The sequence below is a fragment of the Pseudoxanthomonas fibrivorans genome, assembly GCF_041464125.1.
Lineage (GTDB): Bacteria > Pseudomonadota > Gammaproteobacteria > Xanthomonadales > Xanthomonadaceae > Pseudoxanthomonas.
Window position 1 is genome coordinate 2,368,387 of sequence record NZ_JBGNUG010000001.1, and the last position, 23,544, is coordinate 2,391,930.

Annotated in this window: 20 protein-coding genes; 4 read left to right on the forward strand and 16 right to left on the reverse strand. The window is 70.2% G+C overall.

What is annotated here, in order from left to right:
* Positions 1-86 precede the first annotated feature (86 nt).
* Positions 87-707 carry a trimeric intracellular cation channel family protein gene (locus ACA089_RS10995; protein WP_372016732.1) on the forward strand — a complete coding sequence of 207 codons (621 nt, stop codon included), beginning with the start codon at positions 87-89 and terminating at the stop codon, positions 705-707.
* Positions 708-827: 120 nt separating this feature from the next.
* Here ACA089_RS10995 and rpoH read toward each other — a convergent pair whose 3' ends face one another.
* The 8 genes from rpoH to rhlB all read right to left on the reverse strand — a co-directional run bounded on the left by rpoH (position 828) and on the right by rhlB (position 8,394).
* Positions 828-1,706 carry an RNA polymerase sigma factor RpoH gene (gene rpoH, locus ACA089_RS11000; RefSeq protein ID WP_372016733.1) on the reverse strand — a complete coding sequence of 293 codons (879 nt, stop codon included), beginning with the start codon at positions 1,704-1,706 and terminating at the stop codon, positions 828-830.
* A gap of 241 nt (positions 1,707-1,947) precedes the next feature.
* Positions 1,948-2,661 (reverse strand): pirin family protein, encoded by a 714-nt coding sequence (locus ACA089_RS11005; RefSeq protein WP_372016735.1) that lies wholly within the window; start codon positions 2,659-2,661, stop codon positions 1,948-1,950.
* On the reverse strand, positions 2,658-3,077 hold the full coding sequence (locus ACA089_RS11010) for a DoxX family protein (RefSeq protein ID WP_372016737.1): 420 nt from the start codon (positions 3,075-3,077) through the stop codon (positions 2,658-2,660). The genes ACA089_RS11005 and ACA089_RS11010 overlap by 4 nt, the downstream gene beginning before the upstream one ends.
* Positions 3,078-3,217: 140 nt before the next feature.
* The gene (gene ung / locus ACA089_RS11015) at positions 3,218-3,946 is read right to left on the reverse strand and encodes a uracil-DNA glycosylase (protein ID WP_372016739.1); all 729 of its coding nucleotides are present in this window, start codon (positions 3,944-3,946) and stop codon (positions 3,218-3,220) included.
* A 4-nt stretch (positions 3,947-3,950) separates the two neighbouring features.
* Positions 3,951-4,793 (reverse strand): response regulator, encoded by an 843-nt coding sequence (locus ACA089_RS11020; RefSeq protein WP_372016741.1) that lies wholly within the window; start codon positions 4,791-4,793, stop codon positions 3,951-3,953.
* Complete coding sequence (gene ftsX, locus ACA089_RS11025; RefSeq protein ID WP_372016743.1) at positions 4,793-5,770, reverse strand: permease-like cell division protein FtsX; 978 nt, start codon at positions 5,768-5,770, stop codon at positions 4,793-4,795. The genes ACA089_RS11020 and ftsX overlap by 1 nt, the downstream gene beginning before the upstream one ends.
* Positions 5,767-6,453, reverse strand: a complete 687-nt coding sequence (gene ftsE / locus ACA089_RS11030; protein WP_372016744.1) for a cell division ATP-binding protein FtsE — start codon at positions 6,451-6,453, stop codon at positions 5,767-5,769. Before ftsE ends, ftsX begins: the two co-directional genes overlap by 4 nt.
* A gap of 183 nt (positions 6,454-6,636) precedes the next feature.
* Complete coding sequence (rhlB, locus tag ACA089_RS11035; protein WP_372016746.1) at positions 6,637-8,394, reverse strand: ATP-dependent RNA helicase RhlB; 1,758 nt, start codon at positions 8,392-8,394, stop codon at positions 6,637-6,639.
* A 209-nt stretch (positions 8,395-8,603) separates the two neighbouring features.
* Here rhlB and trxA point away from each other — a divergent pair, with 209 nt between their 5' ends.
* Together trxA and rho are read left to right on the forward strand one after the other, a co-directional pair.
* Positions 8,604-8,930 carry a thioredoxin TrxA gene (gene trxA, locus ACA089_RS11040; RefSeq protein ID WP_372016747.1) on the forward strand — a complete coding sequence of 109 codons (327 nt, stop codon included), beginning with the start codon at positions 8,604-8,606 and terminating at the stop codon, positions 8,928-8,930.
* 214 nt (positions 8,931-9,144) lie between these two features.
* Entirely contained in the window at positions 9,145-10,824 is a 1,680-nt protein-coding gene (gene rho, locus ACA089_RS11045) for a transcription termination factor Rho (protein ID WP_372016749.1), read from the forward strand.
* 80 nt (positions 10,825-10,904) lie between these two features.
* Here rho and ACA089_RS11050 read toward each other — a convergent pair whose 3' ends face one another.
* Both ACA089_RS11050 and ACA089_RS11055 read right to left on the reverse strand, forming a co-directional pair.
* Entirely contained in the window at positions 10,905-11,777 is an 873-nt protein-coding gene (locus ACA089_RS11050) for an energy transducer TonB (protein ID WP_372016751.1), read from the reverse strand.
* Positions 11,778-11,801: 24 nt separating this feature from the next.
* Entirely contained in the window at positions 11,802-13,808 is a 2,007-nt protein-coding gene (locus ACA089_RS11055; RefSeq protein WP_372016753.1) for a winged helix-turn-helix domain-containing protein, read from the reverse strand.
* A 198-nt stretch (positions 13,809-14,006) separates the two neighbouring features.
* Between ACA089_RS11055 and ACA089_RS11060 the strand changes: the two genes are divergently transcribed.
* Positions 14,007-14,810 (forward strand): DUF2306 domain-containing protein, encoded by an 804-nt coding sequence (locus tag ACA089_RS11060; RefSeq protein WP_372016754.1) that lies wholly within the window; start codon positions 14,007-14,009, stop codon positions 14,808-14,810.
* A 27-nt stretch (positions 14,811-14,837) separates the two neighbouring features.
* On the opposite strand, the gene ACA089_RS11065 is transcribed toward ACA089_RS11060, so the two are convergent.
* From ACA089_RS11065 to ACA089_RS11090, 6 genes are all read right to left on the reverse strand, one after another.
* A complete protein-coding gene (locus ACA089_RS11065; RefSeq protein ID WP_372016756.1) occupies positions 14,838-16,403 on the reverse strand; it encodes a tetratricopeptide repeat-containing sulfotransferase family protein in 1,566 nt (521 codons plus the stop codon).
* Positions 16,400-17,956, reverse strand: coding sequence for a tetratricopeptide repeat-containing sulfotransferase family protein (locus ACA089_RS11070; protein ID WP_372016758.1), 1,557 nt, complete (start codon positions 17,954-17,956; stop codon positions 16,400-16,402). Before ACA089_RS11070 ends, ACA089_RS11065 begins: the two co-directional genes overlap by 4 nt.
* A gap of 141 nt (positions 17,957-18,097) precedes the next feature.
* Positions 18,098-21,091, reverse strand: a complete 2,994-nt coding sequence (locus ACA089_RS11075; RefSeq protein ID WP_372016759.1) for a TonB-dependent receptor — start codon at positions 21,089-21,091, stop codon at positions 18,098-18,100.
* 331 nt (positions 21,092-21,422) lie between these two features.
* Positions 21,423-22,967, reverse strand: coding sequence for a PepSY-associated TM helix domain-containing protein (locus ACA089_RS11080; RefSeq protein ID WP_372016761.1), 1,545 nt, complete (start codon positions 22,965-22,967; stop codon positions 21,423-21,425).
* A complete protein-coding gene (locus ACA089_RS11085) occupies positions 22,964-23,236 on the reverse strand; it encodes a hypothetical protein (protein ID WP_372016762.1) in 273 nt (90 codons plus the stop codon). Before ACA089_RS11085 ends, ACA089_RS11080 begins: the two co-directional genes overlap by 4 nt.
* Entirely contained in the window at positions 23,226-23,522 is a 297-nt protein-coding gene (locus ACA089_RS11090) for a hypothetical protein (protein ID WP_372016763.1), read from the reverse strand. Before ACA089_RS11090 ends, ACA089_RS11085 begins: the two co-directional genes overlap by 11 nt.
* Between the last annotated feature and the right edge of the window lie 22 nt (positions 23,523-23,544).

A 23,544-nucleotide genomic window follows, 5' to 3' on the forward strand; every position in this document is an offset into this window, starting at 1 on the left:
CCGCCCGCCGCCCACCATGGCGGGCGGCATGACAAGCCCGCGCGGCGCTGCGATCCTTGCGCCATGCCCGCTGCCCGCACGCCGTCGTGTCCACCCTCCTGCTGCTGTTCGACCTGATCGGCACCTTCGTGTTCGCGCTGAGCGGCGGCACGCTCGCCGTGCGCCACCGGCTGGACCTGTTCGGCGTGCTCGTGCTGTCCTGCGCCGCGGCGGTTTCCGGTGGCCTGGTGCGCGACGTGCTGATCGGCGCGCAGCCGCCGGCCGCGCTGGCCGACTGGCGCTACCTCACCGTGGCGATGATCGCCGGCCTGGTGACCTTCGTCCGCCACGAGGCAATCGAACGGATGCGCAACCCGGTGCAGCTGTTCGACGCGGCCGGACTGGCGCTGTTCGCGGTGCTGGGCACGGGCAAGGCGCTGGCGTTCGGGCTTTCGCCGTTCGCGGCGACGCTGCTCGGCATGATCAGCGGCATCGGCGGCGGCATCGCCCGCGACCTGCTGGTCGTGCGCACGCCGGTGGTGCTGCAGGCCGAGCTCTACGCGGTGGCGGCGCTGGCCGGCGGCGGCGTGGTCGCGCTCGCGCACCTGGCGGGGCTGCCGCAGTCGCCGGCGATGGCGGTGGGCGCCCTGGTCTGCTTCGGCCTGCGCTTCATGGCGATCCGCTATGGCTGGCACCTGCCGGTGGCCCGGCCGCCCGACCCGCACTAGGCGATGGACGCGCGGCGGCGCGTCCCGCGCGGGCACTCCTCACCATGGCGATGCACGGCGCCCCACAAAAGCGAACGGCCCGGGAAACCGGGCCGTTCGAGGTGCATGCGTGGGGGCGGCTCAGGCAGCCAGCAGCGCCCTCATCTTCTTCATCGCGTTCGCCTCGATCTGGCGGATGCGCTCGGCCGAGACCCCGTATTCGTCGGCCAGTTCCTGCAGGGTCACCTTGCTGTCGGCATCGAGCCAGCGACGGGCGATGATGTCGCGCGAACGCGCGTCCAGGCCGGCCAGGCCTTCGCGCAGCAGTTCGAGCTGGTGGTCCTCGCTGTCGGCCCGCTCGTAGGCCTGCGACGGATCTTCGTCCTGCGCCATCAGGTACGCGGCCGGCGACGGCGGTGCATGCTCGTCGTCCTCGTCGGACGGCGCGTCGAAACCGATGTCGCGGCCGGACAGGCGGGCCTCCATCTCCAGCACCTCGCGCTCGGAGACGTTGAGGTCCCGGGCCACCGCGGTGACTTCGGCCGCGTTCATCCAGCCCAGGCGGGTCTTGGCCTTGCGCAGGTTGAAGAACAGCTTGCGCTGGGCCTTGGTCGTGGCGACCTTGACGATGCGCCAGTTCTTGAGGATGAACTCGTGCATCTCGGCACGGATCCAGTGCACGGCGAAACTGACCAGGCGCACGCCCAGCTCGGGGTCGAAGCGCTTGACCGCCTTCATCAGGCCGATGTTGCCTTCCTGGATCAGGTCGCCCAGCTGCAGGCCGTAGCCGCTGTAGCCGCGCGCGACATGCACCACGAAGCGCAGGTGCGAATGCACGAGCTCGCGGGCCGCGTCGAGGTCCTCGGCGTCGCGGAAGCGCCGGGCGAGGTCCTGCTCTTCCTCGACGGTCAGCACCGGGATCTGGTGCACCGCGCCGATATAGGCCTCCAGCGACCCCAGCGGGCTGGGAATCGGCAGGTTGTTGGCGACGAGACTGGTGGAGCGGAGGGTCTGGGTCATGGGGGCCATGTTAGCAATCGGGGGGTTGGACTGCTAACGCCAGGGATGGTTCCCAGCATTGCATCCGTGCAACGGCGCGACACTCTGCAACTCATTACCAATCAATGACTTGGAGAGCGCCGCTGAACACCTGCCTACCGCGGGAACCCATCCTGCCATCGCGCCCCGCCTGGAGGGGGTGAGGCCGCGATGGCCGCTTCTCAAGGGGGTCGCGACGCCAGGTCGCGACCCTCTTGCCGGATCAGTGGCGGGCCAGCTCGGGCAGGTCGAACACCAGCACCTCGGCGTCCTGGCCGGCCTCGATCCGCACCTCCGGCTCGTCCCGGTACATCAGGGCATCGCCGGCGGACAGGACCCTGCCATTGACGGTAGCCTGGCCCCGCACAAGGTGGACGTAGGCCAGGCGGCCCGGGCCGATCGCCGCGGTCGCGGCCTCGGCGCCATCGAACAGGCCGGCGTACATCCGGGCGTCCTGGTGGATGCGGACCGAACCTTCGGCCCCGTCCGGGCTCACCACCAGCCGCAGCCGGCCGCGCTTCTCGCTGTCGTCGAACCGCTTCTGCTCGTAGCCGGGGGTGATGCCGGTGCGCTCGGGCAGGATCCAGATCTGCAGGAAATGGGTGGTGCCGGCGCTGTCGTAGTTGAACTCGGAGTGGGTCACGCCGGTGCCGGCGCTCATCCGCTGCACCTCGCCCGGAGTGATGCTCTCGACGTTTCCCATCGAGTCCTTGTGGCCCAGCGCGCCTTGCAGCACGTAGCTGATGATCTCCATGTCGCGGTGGCCGTGGGTACCGAACCCCTGCCCGGCGGCGACCCGGTCTTCGTTGATCACCCGAAGCGGGCCCCAGTGGACGTGGTCGGGGTCGAAATACTCGGCGAAGGAGAAGCTGTGCCAGGAATCGAGCCAGCCGTGGTTGGCATGGCCGCGCTCGGCGGCGGGACGCAGGGTGATCACAGGGCACCTCCGGTGCTGAGGGTGGGGGTGGAAAGCCGGCGGTCGCGGCGCCAGGCATCGATGCTGAAGGCACCTGCGCCATGGGCGGCCAGCATCAGGAAACCGCCGCCGAGGGCGACATTCTTCATCAGGTGGATGAACTGGTTCTGGTCGGCGAGGTCGGCGTGGAACAGCACGCCGGCCGCCAGCGAGAACACCGCCAGCGTCAGCGCGGCACTGCGGGTGAAGGCCCCGGCCAGCACGGCCAGGCCGCCGCCGATTTCCAGCGCGATCACCAGCGGCAGCAACGCGGCGGGCACGCCCATCGCGTCCATGTACTGCTGGGTGCCGGCGTAGGCGTCCAGCTTGCTCCAACCGGAGGTGATGAAGATCAGGGACAGGCCGATGCGGCCCAGCAGCGCATACAGGTGGTTCATGGTGGCCTCGATGACGCGGGGCGGATACGCGGAATGCGGATCGGGTGGGCCCTGCGATTGGCCGGCAGATTGAACCTCAACATAAATGGAATAAAGTGGCTATCGAACCACTTATTGTTCCATTTATAAAATTATCCGCGTCAGGGCTCTTCGCCCGCGAGCAGCGCCGCCACCTCGGCCCGGGGCGGCAGGGACCAGTCGACGGGTGCCTGCCCGCGCCGACCCAGGTATTCGTTGGCCGCGGCGAAATGGCCGCACCCCAGGAACCCGCGGTGCGCGGACAGCGGCGAGGGATGCGGCGCCTTCAGCACCCGGTGGCGGCGGGGGTCGATCACTTTGCCCTTGGCCTGCGCGTAACTGCCCCACAGCATGAACACCAGGCCTTCGCGCTCGCTGGCCAGGGCTTCGATCGCACGGTCGGTGAAGCCCTCCCAGCCCTTGCCCTGGTGCGCCCCGGCCCGGCCCTCCTCCACCGTCAGCACCGCATTGAGCAGCAGCACCCCGCGGCGGGCCCAGGGCAGCAGGCAGCCATGATCGGGCCGCGGCAGGCCCAACCCGGCCTCGAGTTCCTTGTAGATGTTGAGCAGCGACGGCGGCACCGGCACGCCGGGGAGCACCGAGAAGCACAGGCCATGCGCCTGGCCGGGCCCGTGGTAGGGATCCTGGCCCAGCACCACCACCTTGACCTGGTCGAACGGGGTGGCCTCGAACGCGGAGAAGATCTGCGGCCCCGGCGGATAGATCCGCGCGCCGGCCGCCTTGCGCTGGCGCAGGAACTCCGACAGCGCCTGCATGTCGGGCCGCAGCAGCCAGTCGCCGATGCGCGCCTTCCAGGACGGCTCCAGCCGGATCCGGTCTTCCGCGGCCACGGGATCAGGTCGAGCGGGCGCCGGTGTCCAGCCGTGCCACGCGCAGCTGGAACAGCACCTTGGTCACCAGCAGGCGTTCCTCGATCGGCTTCTGCACCAGGTCGTTGGCGCCGGCCTTGAGCAGCTCGGACTGGTTGTGGCGGTTGCCGTCGCCGGTCATCACCAGCACCGGCAGGCGGCGCTTGCCGTAGGCGAAGTCGATCCGGATCCGCTCGACCACGTCGCGCCCGCTCAGCTCGCCCTTCAGGGTCACGTCGGTCAGCACCAGGTCGATGCGCTCGGGGATGCGGCCGAGCGATTCGGCGGTCAGCAGTCCGAACGCCTCCTCGGCGGTGATCACGTGGATCACCTTCAGCTGCTGGCGCTCGAGCATGCGCTTGGTAGCCTCGGCGACGACCCGGCTGTCCTCGATGTACAGCACCGTCGCCCCGGCGATCGGCTGCGGCTGAACGTAGCCGCGGATGAACTCGGCGAGCGCGTCGTGGCCTTGGGCCTTGTCGAAGTAGTCGGTGACGTACTCGGTGAAGCGGCGTTCGACCAGGTGCTGCTGCGCATCGCCCGACACCACGATCACCGGCACGTAGGCCTGGCCGGCGGCTTCGCGCACGCTGCGCGCCAGCTCCAGGCCATCGCCATCGGGCAGCGACAGCGCGGTGGTGACCAGGTCGACCGCGCCGGCGGCCAGTGCCTCGCGCGCCTCGGCAATGCTCGCGCAGCCGACGACCTGGACGCCGGGCAGCTCGCGCGCGAGCACGTCGGCGATCAGCTTGCGCACCAGCTTGGAGCCGTCGGTGACCATCACCCGCGGCGCGTCGCTGATCAGGTGCTTGAGCTCTTGCACAGCCATCAGGTCTCCGTCGGCCGGGTCTGGCGCAGGAAATGTCCGGTCACCGCACGGGCCCCCAGCCAGCCGAGCAGGACAGTCCCCAGCAATACCATTGCCGAGTGCAGTGCATCCAGACCCTTGAGCGAGAACTGGCTCCCATAGCTGGCACTGAGCGTGGCCAGCGGCTCGCGCAGCGCCCACCCGGCCGCCGCGATCAGGCCCAGCGCCAGCAGCCCGGCGCCCAGCCCGTACCAGACCCCGAGGTAGAGGAACGGCCGGCGGATGAAGCCGTCGCTGGCGCCGAGCAGCTGCAGTACGCCGATCTCCTCGCGCCGCGACTGGATGTCCAGGCGCACGGTATTGCCGACCACCAGCAGCGCGCCGAGTCCCAGCAGCGCGGACAGCACCTGGACCACGCGCTGGCCGAAGCCCAGCCAGCTGTCCAGGCGCTGGCGCCACACCGCATCGTGCTGGACCAGGTCCGCCTCCGGCAGCGCCTCCAGCGCCGCGGCAAGGCGCGCGTCGGCGGCGCTGTCGCCGTCGGCGGGCGTGACCACGAGCAGGGTCGGCAGCGGGTTCTCGCCGAGGGCATCGAGCGCCTCGCCCAGGCCGCTGGTTTCGCGGAAGCCCGCGATCGCCTGTTCCGGCGTGCGCAGTTCCACCGCGGCCACGTCGGCGCGGCTGCGCAGGGTCTCGGCCAGCTTCGCCGCGGCCGCCGCGTCGACGTCCATCTCGAGGAACAGGTTGATCTCGCGCGACTGCTGCACGCTGCCGGCGAAATGGCGCAGGTTGTCCATCACGATCGACAGGCCCAGCGGAAGCGCCAGGGCCACGCCCATCACCGCCACCGTCAGCAGCGTGGCCCACGGTTTGCGCAACGCGCGGCCGAGGCTAAAGGCCAGCCCGTGCAGGTGCTGGTCGAACCAGACCCGCAGGCGCGAGGGCCCGGCCGCGGGCCGGGCGCCGCTGGCGCCTGCGCTGCTCGCATTGGTGCTCATTCGGCCAGGTCCTGCGGCGAGATGTCGTCAACCAGCCGGCCGTGGTCGAGGACCAGCACGCGCTTGCGCATGCGCCGCAACAGCGGCAGGTCGTGGCTGACCACCAGCACGCTGGTGCCGCGGTCGGGCAGGCCGGCGAACAGCTCCATGATCTCGGCCGACAGGGTCGGGTCGAGGTTGCCGGTGGGCTCGTCGGCCACCAGCAGCCGCGGCTCGGCGATGATCGCGCGGGCGATGCCGACGCGTTGCTGCTCGCCGGCCGACAGCTGCGTCGGCAACGCCTTCTCGCGGTGCCCCAGGCCCATCCGCTCCAGCACCGAGCGGACCCGCTTGCCGATGTCGGCGCGGCGGGTGCCGCGCAGGATCAGCGGCAGGGCCACGTTCTCGCCGATGGTGCGGTCGGTGAGCAGGCGGTGGTCCTGGTAGACCACGCCGACCTCGCGGCGATGCAGCGGCACCTTGCCGCCGCGCACGCGCTGCAGGTTGCGCTCGCCGAACAGCACCGCGCCGCGGCTCGGGCGTTCGGACAGGTGGATCAGCTTGAGCAGGGTGCTCTTGCCCGCACCGGAATGCCCGGTGACGAACAGCATCTCGCCCTCGGCGACGTCGAAGCTCACGTCGACCAGCGCCTGGTGGCCGCCGGGATACTGCTTGCTGACGTTCTCGAATCGAAGGACGCTCATGCGGCCGATTATGCCGGGGCTTGAGCGTGCTGCGACAGGGCTCGGTCGTCGCGACCGCCGCGATCCGGAACCGACGCGGCCCGGTCCGCCCCGTCGCTGGGCACGGGCAGCGGCGATCGCACCGCGTGCCGCCGTGATCCCGATGGCGCGGGGCGCCGCGCGGTCACGCGACGCCCCCGGGCGTCAGCCGCCGACCAGCGAGCGCAGCTTGCGGCCGATGCGGCCGAAGAACGAGTCCTTCTCCTTGCCGGCGGCCGGGGGAGCCTGGTGCGTCGCCGGAACCTGCGAGGGCGCCACCGGCTTGCGGTCGGCGGGCGTGGCCGCTACGGCGCCGTCCACCGGCTTTCCGTTGCGGCGGCGGCGACGCTTGCGCGGGGCGCGTTCGCCATCGGCGCGCGGCTCGCCCTGGCCCTGGCCCTGGCCCTGGCCATCGGCACGCGGCGGGCGCGGGGCGCGGGCGGGCTGGGCTTCGCCGCCACCCGACGTCCCGGCACCGGCGGCGGGTGTCGCGCCGTCGGCCGCGGCATCGCCCGCGCCTGCCGGCTTGCGCCGCGGCCGGCGCTCGCCTTCGCGGCGCTCGCCACCGCTGCTGCGGCCGCCGCTGCGGCCACCGCCGCTGCGGCCGCCCGAACGGCCTCCGCCCCGGCGCTCCTCGTCGGCGGCACGCTGTTCGCGCGCTTCGCGGAAGATCTGGCCGATGCTCTCGTTGTCCTCGCCCTCGTCCGCCGCTTCGCCTTCCACCTTCGGGCGCTCCGGGCGCGGCAGCGCGGTCAGCAGTTCGGCGGTCACCGTCTCGGACGGGATCTTCTGCTCGATGTAGGCCTCGATGTCCGGCAGGCCCATCGCATAGCGCTCGCAGGCGAAGCTGATGGCATCGCCCTCCGCTCCAAGACGGGCCGTCCGGCCGATGCGGTGAACGTAATCCTCCGCGTCGAACGGCAGGTCGTAGTTGTAGACGTGCGAGACGCCGTCAATGTGCAGGCCGCGCGCGGCCACGTCGGTGGCCACCAGGATCTCCAGCTGGCCCTTCTGGAAGCGGTTGAGCAGGCTCTCGCGCTTCTTCTGCGGCACGTCGCCGGACAGCACGCCGACCCGGTAGCCGGCACGCTCCAGCGAGCGCGCCACGCGCTCGACGAAGGCCTTGGTGTTGACGAACACCATCGTCCGCGCGCCTTCGCTGCGCGAGAGCAGGCCGATCAGCAGCGGGATCTTCTCGTCGTCGGCCGGGTAGTACAGCTTCTGGCGCACGCGCGCGGCGGTGATCGACTCGGTCTCCACGACGAGCTTCTCGGGCTCGTTCATGTGCTCGTAGGCCAGCTCCAGCACGCGGTGGCTGAGGGTGGCCGAGAACAGCAGGGTCTGGCGCTCGGTGCGGATCGGCATGCGCCGCAGCAGGAAGCGGATGTCCTTGATGAAGCCGAGGTCGAACATGCGGTCGGCCTCGTCCAGCACGCAGATCTCGCAGGCGTGCAGCGAGACGACCTTGTGCTGCTTGACGTAGTCGATCAGCCGGCCCGGGGTGGCGATGATCACGTCCACGCCCTTCTGCAGCAGCTCGCGCTGCTTGTCGTAATCCACGCCGCCGTAGACCAGGGCGAAGCGCAGGCCCAGCTCGTTGCCGAACTTGACCGCGTCCTTGTGGATCTGGATCGCCAGCTCGCGGGTCGGCGCCAGGATCAGTGCGCGCGGATCTTCCGGCTTGCGTTCGGCCAGCGCCGGGCGCGTCAGCAGGCGGTTCATCACCGCGACCAGGAAGGCCAGGGTCTTGCCGGTGCCGGTCTGCGCCTGGCCGGCGACGTCACGGCCGGGAAGCGCGACCGGCAGGGTCAGCGCCTGGATCGGCGTGCAGCGGGTGAAGCCGGCGGCTTCGAGGCCGGCGAGCAGCGCCGGGTGCAGGTCGAACGAGGAAAAAGCTACATCGGTCAGCGGTTTGTCGCTCATCATCCAGTCTTCATGAAGTGCCCCCGCGCGGCGTCTGCGGCGCGCGGGTTGCATCGGTTTCCGGGGCGCCGCACACTGCGGGCCGTCGTCGGATCGCGCGGCCGTCGGGGGGACGGTGGCCCCCTTGACTTCTCCGCGAAACGCCCCAGTTTAACCCAAAGGCACCCCCGGTCCGCCGGAAGGGTGCCGGCAATCCACGGAGATACCAAGTGAACGACAAGGTGATGCATGTCGGCGACGCCGATTTCGACAGCGCCGTGCTGCAATCCCAGGAACCGGTCCTGGTCGACTTCTGGGCCGAGTGGTGCGGGCCCTGCAAGATGATCTCGCCGATCGTCGACGAACTGGCCGACGCCTACGACGGCCGCATGAAGGTGGCCAAGGTCAACATCGACCAGAACCGGGCCACGGCGATCAAGTACCACGTGCGCTCGATCCCGATGCTGCTGCTGTTCAAGGACGGCCAGATCCAGGCCACCCAGGTCGGCGCCGTCGGCAAGGGCCAGCTGACCCAGATGATCGACAAGACCCTCTGAGTTGCGCCCCCGGGACGGCCCCGACGGCCGTCCTGCCTGCGCCTGAACCACGGCCGCGGCGCCCTTGCCCGGCCCCCGGGCGCGGTGTTAGTGTCATCCCGACCGGCCGCAGATCCGCGGCCGCGTCCTGTCCGGCCAGATCCGGACCACCCATCCCACCAGGATCCCAACGCCCGCACCGGGCGCTCGCACCTACCAGCGAGGAATCGCACTCTTGTCCGAGAACACCCTGCCTGAAGCGCCCGGGAGCGACGACGCACCCGCCGAGAAGCGTGCGCGCAAGCGCGTCGCCAAGCCCGCCGACAGCGGCGCCGGCGAGGCCCCCGCCGCTCCGCCGCCTTCCGCCCCCGCCGCCCCCCCGCCCCAGGCGCCCGCCCCTGTCCAGTCCGGCGGTGACGCCGCGCCGGCCGCCGACAACGCCGGTGGCCACGGCCAGCCCCAGGGCGGCGATGGCGACAACCGCGAGCCGCGCGAAGGCGGCCGCAACAACCGCCGCGACCGATTCCGCAACCGCCGCGACCGCGAACGCAACCGCGGCTTCCGCGACGACGGCGGCATGCAGGACGACAACGGCAACAACCAGATGCAGCACCCGCCGCGCCCCCACCCGAGCGTGCCGGAAGGCTTCCCGCAGTACTCGCTGGGCGACCTCAAGCGGATGCCGGCGCACAAGCTGCTGGAAATCGCCGAGCAGCTGCAGATCCACGAGGGCGTGGCCCGCGCCCGCAAGCAGGACGTGATCTTCGCCCTGCTCAAGGTGCTGACCCGCCATGGCGAAGGCGTCGCCGCCGACGGCGTGCTGGAAATCCTGCCGGACGGCTTCGGCTTCCTGCGCGCGGCCGAGGCCAGCTACCTGGCCGGCCCGGACGACACCTACATCTCGCCCAGCCAGATCCGCCGCTTCAACCTGCGCACCGGCGACCACCTGAGCGGCCGCATCCGCTGGCCCAAGGACGGCGAGCGCTACTTCGCCCTGTCGGTGGTCGACACGATCAACGGCGAGCCGCTGGAAGCGTCCAAGAACAAGACCCTGTTCGAGAACCTCACCCCGCTGTTCCCGCGCCGGCGCTTCCGCCTGGAGCGCGGCGACGGTTCGACCGAGGACATCACCGGCCGCATCCTCGACCTGATGGCCCCGCAGGGCAAGGGCCAGCGCGCGCTGATCGTCTCCCAGCCCAAGGCCGGCAAGACGATGATGATGCAGCAGGTCGCCACCGCGATCACGACCAACCATCCGGACGTGCACCTGATCGTGCTGCTGATCGACGAACGCCCCGAGGAAGTGACCGAGATGCAGCGCACCGTGCGCGGCGAGGTCATTTCCTCGACCTTCGACGAGCCGGCCGCGCGCCACGTGCAGGTCGCCGAGATGGTGATCGAACGCGCCAAGCGCCTGGTCGAGCACAAGAAGGACGTGGTGATCCTGCTCGACTCGATCACCCGCCTGGCCCGCGCCTACAACAACGTCGTGCCCAGCTCGGGCAAGGTGCTGACCGGCGGCGTGGACGCCAACGCCCTGCACCGCCCGAAGCGGTTCTTCGGCGCGGCGCGCAACGTCGAGGAAGGCGGCTCGCTGTCGATCATTGCCACCGCCCTGATCGACACCGGCAGCAAGATGGACGAGGTGATCTACGAGGAGTTCAAGGGCACCGGCAACTCCGAAGTGCACCTGTCCCGCCGCATCGCCGAAAAGCGCGTGTTCCCGGCCATCGACATCAACCGCTCGGGCACCCGCCGCGAGGACCTGCTGATCGAGCCGGAGCTGCTGCAGAAAATCTGGATCCTGCGCAAGCTGCTGCACCCGATGGACGAGATCGGCGCGATGGAGTTCATGCTCGACAAGATGAAGAACACCAAGTCCAACGACGAGTTCTTCGGTTCGATGAAGCGCTGAAGTCCGGCCGGATGCCCGGCAAACGAAGAAGCCCCGCGAGAGCGGGGCTTCTTTTTGTGCGTCTGCACGCCTGTCGCGCGTCAGCTGCCGCGCTGCTGGGGCAGCAGCCGCAGGCCGCCCGATTTCCCGATCGGGTACAGCGCGCCGTCGGCAAGGGCATCGGGCACCACGTCGTCGTCCGTGGCCCAAGGGGCCCGCTGCAGCGGGCCTGGCATGTATCCCTGCCAGCGCCCGTAGTTGTCCTGCCCACGGTCGAACGAATAGGCCACCGGCACCCGCACGCTCCAGGTGCCATCGTCAGCCTGGTCGCCCTGGTGGGGAGGACGGAAGCGCCACTGCCGCGCCTTGGCGGCTGCGTTGTGCGCCAGCATCGAACGCCACCGGTTCATTTCGGACGCACTGCCGTAGTTGCGCAGGTTGACCTGTTCGCTGACCACGTCTTCGACCTTGCCGTCGGCCCCGATCTTCAGCGCCAGATAGACGGTGCCACTGACGCCGAGCTGCGCGGCGAGCATCGGATAGGAAGGCGGATCCATGTCCACCGGTTCCAGTTCATAGCCCGCCGGCTTGATCGGGAAGAAACTGGTGCTACGCAGTTCCATCCGGATATTCTCCTCGTCGATCGGCTGCGCGACCAGGAGCAGGCTCATGCGGTTGCGGGCTGCCGCGGCGCGGCCGTCGACCGTGCCGGGCTCGAACTGCCAGGCGGCGATGCCTTCGTCCAGGAACTTCTGCACGCCTGCCGGGATTTTCTCGCGCTTGTCGATCTCGTACCGGCTCACGTTCCCCTGGGCGTCGACGAGGATCTCGCCGGTGACCAGCATGCTGGCCTCCATCGCCTTGCGCGCCGCCATCGGCGGGCCGGCATGGGCCGCCCCTGCCACGGCCAGCAGCAATGCCATCCATCCCGTCCGGTTCATCACTTTCCCCAGAAGTGTCGATGCGCCGAGCATATCGCATGGTCCGGGCGCGACCGCTCACCGGCACCGGAAATCGTCCGCGCCCACCGGGCCGCAGCCGTCGCCCCAGCGGCCGGTCTGCCGCCAGTAGGCGACGACGCCGGTCTCCACCAGCAGCTTCCTGAAATCCGGGTGCGCGCGCACGTCCGAGTAGGGCGCGTTCCAGAGCGCGACATAGGGCGGTGGCGCCATCGCGCCCTGCTCGAATCCGTCCCATCCGGCCAGGTCCCGGCGCATCGCGGCCACCGCCAGGTCGGCATCGCCCAGCGCGTCGGCCACGCTGGTCCACACGTAGGCCGCGCCGGCGCCGCCACCGTACGCATCGTCGGCGAGCGCCTGGCGTACCAGCGCAAGCATCGCGGCGCGGTCGTCCAGGACCGTGCCGAGGTCGCGGAAGAACGGCGTGTCGAATTCGCGGTCCCGGCCCAGCAGCCGGGCATGCAGGGTGCGCAGGTCCTCGAGCGCGCCGGGGCGCTTGCCCGCCAGCTGGCGGAAGAAGGCCAGGTAGTCCGGCGACAGCTGGCTGCCTTCCAGCGTGCGTGCGCGCCGGTATTCGGCCTCGGCCTCCTCGTAGCGCCGCGCCGCGGTGTAGTCGTACTGGAGGTCGCGCGACAGGTACAGCGCCAGGGGTTCGACCGCGCGCACGCGCTCGACCAGGACGATGGCCTCTTCCAGGTGGCCCACCGCGTAGATCATGTAGGCGTAATCCCAGACGCGCTCCTTGGTCGGCGGACCCGAATCCGCCACCTGCCGGGCCAGGGCGATGGCCTCGGCGCGGCGCCCCGCGCGCCACAGCATGTCGGCGCGGACCAGCCTGCCGACCCAGCTGTCCGGCGCCGTGCGCGCGATCTCCGCGCGCACCGCCCGCGCCTCGTCGCGCAACGAGCCGCCGCGCGCCTCGCCCAGTTCCAGCGCCAGCGAGTCGAGCGAACGGGCCAGCAGGTCCCGGCACAGCACGCATTTCGGGTCCAGCGCCACCATCTCGCGCGCCAGTTGCAGCCGTTCGCGGTCGTGCACGAAATCCAGTTCCCCGCGCAGCAGGCTGCCGCGCCAGCGCAGCAGCCGGTCGTAGGCCTCCACGTGGGTGGTGCCGCCCTGTTCGCGGTTGAACCGGGCCACGTCCAGGGTCACGCTCAGCGCCTGCGCCACGTCGCGCGACAGTTCCTCCTGCACGGCGAACACGTCCTCGATCCGGCGCGAATAGGCCTTCGACCACAGGTGCGTCCCGTCGGCGGCGCGGACCAGCTGAGCGGTGACCCTCAGCCGGTCGCCGTCGCGGCGGACGCTGCCTTCCAGCAGGTGGTCCACGCCGAGCGTGCGGCCGATGGCCCGCAGGTCGCCGGCCTTGCCCTTGAACGTGAAGCTGGAGGTGCGGCCGACCACGCGCAGCGACGGCGAACGCGCCAGCTGGTTGAGGATGTCCTCGGCCAGGCCGTCGGCGAAGTACTCCTGGTCGCGCGCCCGCGACAGGTCGGCGAACGGCAGGACCGCGAGCGAAGGCACGTTGGCTACCGTCGCGGCCGGCGTGGCGGGGGCGGGTCGACCGTCGCCGCTCGTCCTGCCCCACCAGACAGCGGCCATGGCCACCAGCAGCACGGCGGTCACGATGGGCCATGTCGCACGCGGCTTCCGACTTGCGCGACGCCGCGCGTCGACGCCGGCGTCCACCGGATCCGCCGCCGGGGCCCCCGCCACGCCGGGTGACGGCGCAGCGGGGAGGTCGAAGCGGTAGCCGACCCCGTAGACCGTATGCAGCAGGCGCGGGTGTTGCGCGTCCTCGCCCAGCGCCTGCCGGAGCAGGCTCATGATCCGGTTCAGCACGCTCTGGGTGACGTGCCGGTGGCCCCAGATCGCATCGAGGATCTCGTCGCGGGTGAACACCGTCCCGGGCGAAGCCGCCAGCAGCGCCAGCACCGCGAAGGCCTTGGGCTCGAGCGGCTGGTCGCGTCCGCCGCGCGACAGGCGCCTGCCGGCGAAATCGATGACCACGTCGTCGAATGCGAGGGCGTCAGGAGCAGGCGGCATGCGGTCCCCGGTGGCCAGGCCCACCGCGGGAGTATAGGCCGCCAGGCCCCTTCCCCACGTGCTCCGCACCGATCCTGCGGGTGGCCTGCGCCTGGCCTAAGGACTGCGAAGCCTTTGCGGGTGGACGCTTCGGCCATGCGGAACCAGGAGCACGCGATGAATGGACATGCGGGCACGCGGGCACGATCGCTTGCGGGCGTGGACCGGCTGCCGGGCTGGATCGCACGCTTCTGCCAGGGCGTCGCCCTGGCCGGCCTGGCCCTGTTCGGCCTGTACATCATCCTGCGGGCGACCGGCGCCACGGCGGAAAACTTCCCGCAGTGGCGGACCCTGGCAGCCACGCCGCCACCCTCGACCGCGTCCGACTGGATCGCCGGCCTCGGCATCGGCCTGCACTTCATCGCGGGAACGGTGCTGGTGCTGGCCTGGCCGATCCTGTTCTCGTCGACGATCCGCGCCCGCCATCGCGCCGTGCACCGCTGGACCGGGCGGGTGTACGTGGGCGCCGGACTGCTGGCCGGGGTGGGCGGCCTGTCGTTCATTGCGACCCACGGCGCCTATGCGCGACCGGCGTCGATCGCGTTCGCGCTCTGGGGCGGGGTATTGGTGCTCTGCGCGGGCATGGCCTACCTGCACGCCCGCGCCCGGCGCTTCGACCTGCATCGCGCCTGGGCCATCCGCCTGTTCGCCATGGTGCTGGGATCCTGGGTGTTCGACCTCGAGATCCGGGCCTGGAACGACTTCACCGGCGGGCTCGGCGTCGGCAAGGGCAACGCGTTCGGCGTGTTCGACCACGCGATCCTGTACCTGTTCTTCGTGCCCAACCTGCTCGTCGCCGAATTCTTCATCCGCAACGGGCACCGGCGACTGGCCCGCCTGCGCTGGCCGGCCGTCACCGCGCTCGCGGTGGCCGCGGCGGTCTTCGCCTACGCGGTCGTCGCGGTCACCCTGACGCCGGGCGGCAAGTACGGCCGGCACCTGCTGCCGCTGCTCGCCGGTTGAGCGTGCCATGCGGCCTGGCCGCGGCGGTCAGGCCTGCAGGCGTTCGCGCATGGGCGCCAGCCAGCGTGCGTACGGCGCCCATTTGGGCTGTTCGCGCCGCTGGATGCGGTCGCGGACCTGGACCGCGCTGGCGGTGACCACCGCGCGTCCGCTGGCCGGTTGCAGCATCGCCGGGTCGAATTCGAGTCCGCAGAACGCGGCGACCCGGCGCATCTCGCCCTCCGGATCCGCCGTCAGCCGCGCGTAGTCCACCTCCAGGATGCGGTCGGGATAATGCGCGCGCCAGTGCCGCATCAGCCGGTCGTGGAGCCGGTGGTAGTCGGCCAGCTCGATCGGGTCGTAGCTGTATGGATTGGCCTCGGAAAACAGTTCGCGCAGGTTGGAGAAGCAGGTTTCCATCGGGTCGCGGACCATGTGCAGGATCCGCGCCTGCGGCAGTGCCCGGGCGATGAAGCCGGCGTGCAGGAAGTTGGACGGCAGCTTGTCGCTGAAGCAGCGCGCGTCCCCCAGCCGCCATGCGACGCCATCGAGGTACTCGCGGCCGGCGGCCGCCAGGTCGGCGTGGCGCGCGCGCTCGACCAGCGTCAGGTCGGCTACCCCGCGGCAGTGGTGGTCGGTGGCCTGGCGCATGGCGGCGGTGAAGTCGTACAGCTCGCCCAGCCCGCGCACCCGCGGGTGCGCATCGAGCAGCTGCTCGAGCAGCGTGGTCCCGGAACGGTGCATGCCCACGATGAACACCGGGGTGGGCGCCGCCTCCGTCGTGCGCAACGGCGCGGGAGGCGCCGGCGAGGCGGCAAGCGCGTCGAACAGCGCTTCGCTGCGGGCGGTGTCGTAGTCCAGCCGCGAACGCTTGGCGCGGCATCCCAGCAGCAACGCCTCCCATGCGGCCTCGTGCTCACCCAGGTCGTCCAGCTCCTTGTGCAGGGCGAAGCCGAGCAGGGCCACGTCCTCCGGCTTGCGCCCCGGGCGCGCCAGCTCGCGCCGGATCGCATCGACATGGTGCCGCTGCCGGGTCTGCCGCCCCACCCAGGCCTGCAGCCAGTATCCCTGCGCGATCTCCGGCGCCCGCCTCAGCGCCCGGTCCAGGTCCTGCGCCGCTTCCTCCAGCCTGCCCAGGTAGATCAGCACCTGCGCGCGCGACAGCAGCGTGGGCGGGAAGTCGGGGTCGGCGCGCCTGGCTTCGTCCAGGAAGGCGATCGCCCGCTGCGGCAGGTTGACGTAGCTCAGCTGCGCCGCCACCGCGATCAGCAGCGGGATCGGCATGCGCGACATCGGCAGCAGCCGGCCGATGCAGTCCAGCATCGTCGCCACCTCGTTGAACGTGCGCAGGCGCGGCAGCAGTTCCGCCAGCAGCGCGGGCGTGGCGACGCCGGTGCGGGCCGCCGCGCGCGCGTACTGGCGCGCAAGCCGGTAGCGCCCTGCGAGCGAGTGCACGTAGGACAGCTGGACCAGCGTGTACGGATCGTCGGGGACCAGCGCCAGTGCGCGCTGGTAGGCCGCGATCGCCCCTTCCCAGTCCTGCTCGGATGCACGCGCTTCGGCCGCATCCAGCGAAGGCCACAACGGCGCCGGCGCAGGGTGGCGGCCGCTCACGCGGCGGCCTCCAGCAGGCGTTGCAGCGGTGCCAGCGCTTCGGCGTAGCGCCGCCATGCGCCGACCGAACGGTCGTGGATGCCCTCGCGCACCTGGCTGCTGCTGGCCGTCGCCACGGGTTGCCGGTTGCGGGTGATGTCGTCGAGCGCCTGCTGCGGCTCCAGGCCCAGGAACGCGGCGACCGCCGCGGCCTCGGTCGCGGGCGTCCGCACCAGCCGCTCGTAGTCGACCACCCGCACCGACCGCGGCGCCGCGGCCTGCCAGTGGCCGAGCCAGCGCCGCACGAGCAGGCAATGCGCGGCGAGCTCCTCCTGCGTGTAGCTGTAGGCATAGGCATCGCCGTGGAACAGTTCCTTGAGGCTGGAAAAGCAGGCGTCCATCGGCTCGCGGCGCAGGCAGAGGATCCGCGCGCCGGGCAGCGCGCGCAGGATGAGCGGGATCGAGAACAGGTTCAGCGGATTCTTGTCGACCATGTAGCCGGCGTTACCCGCCAGCGGCGCCAGCCGCGCCAGGTAGCGCCGGCCGACCGCGGCGACGTCCATCCCGGCATCGTGCAGCAGCGCATCGGCGGGCCGGCCGGCGAGGAAGCGGCCGGTCACCTCGCTGGTCGCCGCGGCCAGGTCGTTGCGTTCGCCCAGGCAACGCACGTGCGGATGATTGCCGAGGATGCGCTCCAGCACGGTGGTGCCGGTGCGCGGCATGCCGACGATGAACACCGGGCAGGGCCCGGCGGGCACCTGGCCATCACGGCCCGGTGTGCAGTCCAGCTGCATCAACGCTTCGGCCCGCGCGCGTTCCTGCCGCGGGTCGTGATGGCGGCGGCTGCGTGCCAGCGTGGCGCCCCGGGCCAGCGCCTGCCACGCCGCATCGGTGTCGCCGGCTGCGTCGTGTTCCCGGAACAGCGCGTACAGCAGCTGTTCGCGGTCGCCATCGCCGGTGGCCGCCTCCAGCGCCGCCTGCAGCCGCGGGATGCGCGCGTGCGCTGGCTGCGCGCGGCGATGGCTGGACAGCGCCAGGTGCGCGTCCGCCAGCGACGGGGCGTTGGCCAGGCAGGCTTCGTAGTGCCGCTCGGCTTCGTCCATCCGGCCCAGGTAGCGCAGCACGTTGGCGCGGGTGAATTCGAGCAGCGGATGCTTCGGCGCATGGCGTTCCACACCGGCAAGGAAGCGCAACGCCGCCTCGTGCTCGCCGCACAGCCACAGCTGCTGGGACAGCACCGGCGACTGCCGGACGACTTCCGGGTCGTCCGGATCCAGCGCCGTGACCAGGCGCGCCAGGCGCGGCTCCTCGGCGAACTCGAGCAGGCGCGCACCCGCGTACCCGGCAAGATTCGCGTAGGCACCGGAGGCGATCGCATCGGCGGCGGCGACCGCGTGGCCGTGCGCGGCCCGGTAACGGTCGGCCAACTGTTCCAGGCGCGACATGCGCAGGTGGGCGGGGACATGGCCCGGCACCGCGGCCAGGATCGCCTCGTAGCAGGCCCGCGCGCCGGCGCGGTCCCCGACGGCCTCGGCCCGCTGCGCGTGCTGCCACCACTCACCCGCCGCTCGCATGCGTCACCCTCGTGTCCCCCACGGCCAGCATAGCGGAGCGCCGGGCGCCCGAAGCGAACGGAACCGCGTCGCACGACCCGGCAAAAAAGGGGCCGCCCTGCGGCGGCCCATGGAGAGAGATGACGTTCTTGTTATGCGTGGTCAGAAGTCGTACTGGACCATGATGCGGACGCTGCGCGGGGTCTGGAAGCCACGCGGCACCAGGTAGGTGTTCAGCGGCACGCCGGTGGCGGCGTCTTCGGCCACCTCGGTCACCCCCGTCGGCTTCTGGTTGTCGAACAGGTTGAACACGTCGACCTTGAACATCAGGCCCTCGGCCCACTTCGGGAAGTACGACACGTTGATGTCGATCGAATTGGTCCACGGCAGGCGGCCCGCGGTGCCGCGCGGCACCGGTTCGGACGGTCCGTTGACGCCACCGGCCTCGGTGGTGCCGCAGCGGAAGAACGACGCGCCATACGGGTGGATGCCGCCGTGGTACGGGTAAAGCACGCCCAGGCAGTTGACCGGGCGGCCCGACTGCACCAGCAGGTTGCCGCCCGCCGACCACTCGTCGTTGATCTGGTAGTTGCCGAACAGCTTCAGGCTGTGGCGCCGGTCGTTCGGCAGGTAGCCGTACGAATCGACCGCCAGTTCCTTGTAGTCGAAGTCCTGGGTGACGCTGGTATCGGACTGGCCGATGTCCGACTTCACGCCGCCCTCGGTGTTGCCCTTGCTCCAGGCCAGGGTGTACGAAGCGCTGGCGAACCACTTCTCCCACGCGCCGTCCCAGGAGAATTCCAGGGCCTTGTAGCTGCGCTTGGCGGCCGGCGACAGCAATTCGCCCGGCACGGTGTACTCGGTGAGCGTGCCGTTGTTCTCGATGTCGGTCACGAACACAGAATCGGCGCCCGGGTTGAACATGCGGCAGTACGGGAAGCCGCTGCTGGGCAGGACCGGGTCCAGGCCGTCGGCCACGGCCATGTCGTAGATCGGCGTGTAGTCGCAGTTGTCGTCGATCGCCGCCTTCAGCTTGCGGTAGATGCCCTTCACGCCCACGTTCTGGTGTTCGGTCACCGCGTACTGCGTGCCCAGGATCAGCTCGTCCTGGTACATCGGGTCGAGGTTCTTCGAGGCGATGGTGGCGGGGTTCTTCGGCTCGCCGAACTCGCCGTTGATGTAACTCAGGGCCCCGCGCGGGGTGAGCCCCAGCGGGGCGCCGGTCACCGGGTCGACGCCGGTGAAGTTGAAGTTCTGGCGGGTGAACAGCGAGATGCTGGCGCCGCGCACGGCCACGCTGGAAGTCAGCGGCAGCGCGTAGCGGCCCCCGGTGCCGTAGACCTTCCAGGTGGAGTCACCGTTGACGTCCCACGAGAAGCCCAGGCGCGGCGCGAACTGGTTTTCGATCTTGACGTAGGCCTGGCCCTCGCCGTTGAAGTTCTCGAACGTGTCCCAGCGCAGGCCGATGTAGGCCAGGAAATCGTCGGACACCTGCCAGTTGTCCTCGATGTAGTACGCGTGCTGCTCGACCTTGACCGTAGAGCCCTGGTTGACGATCTGCTCGCGGACGATGTCGAACTCGTCGCCGGTGTTGGCCTGACCGTCCGGACCGTTGTTGGTCGAGTAGCGCCAGATGCGGCCACCTTCGATCGACTGGCCGGCGACCGACTCGAAGTCGTCTGTGTCGTAGCCGAAGCCGATGCGGTGGTCGCCGATCTCCCAGTCGAAGTCCAGGCGGAACTGCTGGCGCTCGTCGCCGGAGTCGACGCGGTCGATCGAACCGCCGGTGATGTTGCAGGCGCTGGCGTAGCCGCCGGTGATCGCCTGGCGGTAGCCCGGGCGCACGTCGGTGATGACCGGGCAGCCACTGGCCGGCTGGTTGAGGTCGCCGCCGTACTCGACGCGCGTCCCGTCGGCCGTGACCAGCCGCCGCGAGCGCGAGTATTCGCTGGTGCCGTACAGCGCCGACACGGAGAAGGTCTCGGTCAGGTAGCCGTTGTAGCGGAGGATGTACGTTTCACCGCCCGATTCCGCATACGACGTGCCGACCTTCTCGCCGCGATCCAGTTCACCGACCGTGTTGAGGTAGGTAGTGATGGTGTTGGTGGTCTTGTCGGACATCCCGGTGAATTCGAGGTGGTGGTCCTCGTTGATGTTCCAGTCCAGCTTCACCAGCCAGATCGGATCGCCCTTCTCGGACTCGTTGTTGTTGGTCCGCGAAAGCACCGTGCCCCAGTAGTCCTGGTCGGTCTTCTTGTAGGTCAGGGCGCCGTAGGCGAACAGCTTGTCCTTGACGATCGCGCCGCCTGCCCATACCGAGGCCGCCCACCCGCCCAGCGTGTCCTCGGAGTTGTCCTGCCGCAATTCGCCCAGGTCGCCCGGCACCAGCGGGTTGGAATAGTAGGTGCTCTCGACTTCGGAGCGCAGCGAATCGGGGGACCAGAACACGTTGGCGCCGGCGCGGAAATCGTTGGTGCCGCGCTTGGACACCATGTTGACCACGCCGCCCAGCGAGCGGCCGAACTCGGCGCCGTAGCCGCCGGTCATGGTCTGCTGTTCGGCGATCGATTCGTACGGCACCTGTGCGAAGTTCAGGTTGCGGAACGAGTTGGTGATGTTGAAGCCGTTGAGGTAGTACTGGTTTTCCGCGACCGAAGAACCGCCGAACGAAGCCAGGTTGCCGAACGCGGTGTCGCCACGGACGGTGCCGGGCGCCAGCAGCGCCACCGAGGTGGCATCGCGCTGCACCGGGATCTTGGAGATCTGCTCGGCGGTGAGGATGCTGGTCGACGCGACCGAAGACACGTCGATCGGATTCACCGAGCGGGTGCCGACCACGGTCACGCTGCCCAGCTCCGTGGTGCCGCCGGCGGTGGCGGCCGCGGCGAAGTTGACCGGCGTGCCGGTGCCGACGTTGACCTTGACATCGTCACGGACGGTCGTGGTGCCGTCGGCGCGCTTCAGCGTCACCCGGTAGTTGCCCGGCTGGATGCCCGGGACGCGATAGCCCCCGTCGGCGCCGACCACGACTTCGCGGCGGAAACCGGTCGCCGGATTCTCGATCACGATGGTTTCGCCGGAGACCGCCTGGCCGAAGAGCGCACCGCTGGCCTGCTGCGCATGGACTCCGGAGGTGAAGCAAAGGCCCAGTGCCACCGTCAGGGCGCTACGCCGCAGATTTCGGTTCAGCGTGGAACGTTTCATGTATCCCCCAGAATAAGAAAAGGCCGGTGAGGCCGTTCCGGACCGTGACTTATGGCAGGGGAGGGGGTCAATAGTCAGGTGCTGTTCACGTTACATTTTTGTTTAAAGCGTGACCTAAGTCACATTTAATGCGGTTTTATTAACTATTTTTTTATGTTTAAGCGCTACAGAAGCGTGACTCGCCGCACAGGCTTTGTTTCGGCCCTTATGAATTCTCGGCATTAGTGAATTTTTGCACTTGCGGCAGCCGCCCCTCGACGGCCTCCATCGCGCGTCCCCACCATCAGCGCGTGGGCAACGCCCAGATGCTGTGCGGGTCACCGTTCCGGCCGCGCCGCAGGGTCGCGCGCGCCATGCGCCAGAACCCCCATGCCATCGCCAGGGCGGTGAGGTCGACCAGCAACGAGGTCGCGTCGCCCTGCCAGAGGCCGGCCAGGGGCGGTGATCCGGCCGCCACGGCCGCCGCGACCGGGACCAGTGCCGTGAGCGCCGCGCAGAGCAGCAGCAGCTCGTGGCCGGCGCGCGCCGGTGGTCGCAGGAACGCCCAGGCGATGCAGGCGAAGAACACGATGAAGTACGCAGGCCGGACCCACGCGGCCGGCATCAGCCTGTCGGCCACGAACAGCATCGAGATGCCGGCCACGCAGCCCAGGCACACGCCCAGGGTCAGCGCAGCCACGAAGCGGGTGCGGCGTGGCTGCGCCACCTGCCGGCGCTTGCGCCGCGCCTCGATCCACAACAGGTTGCCGCTGTAGAACAGGAAGGCGCCGGCCAGGCCGAGCAGGAAATACAGCCACTTCACCGCAGCCTCGCCGAAGTGGCCGTAGTGCAGCACCTGCAGCCCGCGCAGGAAGGCCATGCCCGGCGGATAGTCCTTCGGGCCGAGCGCATTGATCACCGCGCCGCTGGCCGCGTTCATCGCCACCCCGCCCATGCCGTTGAGCCGTCGCTGCGGCAGGTCGCCGTAGGCGGTGACGGTGCCATTGAGGTCGCCGACGTCGTGGAAGACCAGCATCTCCACGTCCATGCCCGGCAAGGCCAGGCCGGACCGGCGCAACAGTTCCTCCAGCGGCAGCATTGGCGCGGGCGTGCCGGCCGGCTCCACGTGCGGCGCGATGTCGAAATCCGACTCCAGCAGTTCCAGCAGCCTGCCCTCGTACACCAGGAACTGGAACGGCGCCAGCATCAGGAAGCCGATGGTCAGCACCGCGCCGCTCCAGGCGAAGACCACGTGGAACGGCAGCGACAGCATGCCGACCACGTTGTGCGCGTCCTGCCACATGCGCTTGAGGTTGGCGCCGACGCGCAGCGCGAACAGGTCCTTGAGGAACGCCGGCGCGTACAGGACCACGCCGCTGACCAGGGCCAGCCCGTAGAGCACGCAGAAGATGCCGAACAGGTAGTTGCCCCAGGGGCTTGGAATGCCGGCGGTGAAGTGCAGGTCGTAGATCAGGTCGACGAAGCCGGAGCGTGCCGGTTGCTGCTGCAGCTGCCCGCCGGCGTCGAGGGTGAAGCGGTGCTGCCGCCCCGCGTTCTCGTCGTACCAGTAGAGCGCGGGCCGCGGCCCGTGTTCGCCTGGCAGGACGAGGCTGGCGCCGTGGGCGGCCTGCGGATGCCGGGCCAGGACCGCATCGACCAGCGCCTGTGCCTCGCCCGGGGTAGCGACGGCCTCGACCTGGCCGCCCTTGCCGGCGCGCTCCCAGTCCTGGAGTTCGTGCACGAACACGGTCAGCGCGCCGGCATAGAAGGCGATGAACAGCGCCAGCCCGGCGACCAGGCCCACCCAGGTGTGGACCGCAAGATAGGTACGCAGCGTGGAAGCCTTCATGCCGGCAGCTCCGCCCAGCCGAGGAACTTCACCAGCTGGACCAGGCCGAAACACAGCAGCGTGGCCCCGCCCATCCACGTCCACGCCCGCCATCCACTGCGGGCGAGGAACGCCAGCGACATCACCGCCACCCACAACGGGAACGAGACCAGCAGCCAGGGCAGCGTCGTCCGGGTCGGGTCGCCCGGCCAGAGCAGGGCGACCAGGCCGATGATCGCGACCGTCAGTGGAAGGCCGAGCAGCGCGGCGGCAAGCGACTTAGCCCACATGGCGCGTGCTTCGGGCGCTGCCCTGCGCGCGCAGCTGGCGCCAGGCATCCAGGTACGGCAGCGCGACCAGCGCCAGCATCAGCGCGGTGAGCACGGCGAACACGCCGGCCCACACGCCCATGCCGGCGATGGCCGCGGCGAGTGCCAGCGCGACCAGTCCGCCCGCCGCCACCCGCAGCGGCCGCTTGCGTGGCCGCAGGGCCGGCCGCAGGCGCTGATGCGCGCACGCCAGGTAGATGGCCAGGCCGGCCAGCAGCGAAAGCAGCAGGTAGAGGGCGGTGGTCACGAAACGCTCCGGTGTGCGGATG

What these genes read in the sequence shown, in the direction of transcription:
- ftsX (WP_372016743.1), bottom strand. Translation starts at nt 5,770, where the DNA reads ATGAGCACCAATGCGAGCAGCGCAGGCGCCAGCGGCGCCCGGCCCGCG.
- ACA089_RS11080 (WP_372016761.1), bottom strand. Translation starts at nt 22,967, where the DNA reads ATGAAGGCTTCCACGCTGCGTACCTATCTTGCGGTCCACACCTGGGTG.
- ACA089_RS11050 (WP_372016751.1), bottom strand. Translation starts at nt 11,777, where the DNA reads ATGCTCGGCGCATCGACACTTCTGGGGAAAGTGATGAACCGGACGGGA.
- ACA089_RS11010 (WP_372016737.1), bottom strand. Translation starts at nt 3,077, where the DNA reads ATGAACCACCTGTATGCGCTGCTGGGCCGCATCGGCCTGTCCCTGATC.
- ACA089_RS11070 (WP_372016758.1), bottom strand. Translation starts at nt 17,956, where the DNA reads ATGCGAGCGGCGGGTGAGTGGTGGCAGCACGCGCAGCGGGCCGAGGCC.
- rhlB (WP_372016746.1), bottom strand. Translation starts at nt 8,394, where the DNA reads ATGAGCGACAAACCGCTGACCGATGTAGCTTTTTCCTCGTTCGACCTG.
- ACA089_RS11020 (WP_372016741.1), bottom strand. Translation starts at nt 4,793, where the DNA reads ATGGCTGTGCAAGAGCTCAAGCACCTGATCAGCGACGCGCCGCGGGTG.
- rpoH (WP_372016733.1), bottom strand. Translation starts at nt 1,706, where the DNA reads ATGACCCAGACCCTCCGCTCCACCAGTCTCGTCGCCAACAACCTGCCG.
- ACA089_RS11085 (WP_372016762.1), bottom strand. Translation starts at nt 23,236, where the DNA reads ATGTGGGCTAAGTCGCTTGCCGCCGCGCTGCTCGGCCTTCCACTGACG.
- ftsE (WP_372016744.1), bottom strand. Translation starts at nt 6,453, where the DNA reads ATGAGCGTCCTTCGATTCGAGAACGTCAGCAAGCAGTATCCCGGCGGC.
- ACA089_RS11055 (WP_372016753.1), bottom strand. Translation starts at nt 13,808, where the DNA reads ATGCCGCCTGCTCCTGACGCCCTCGCATTCGACGACGTGGTCATCGAT.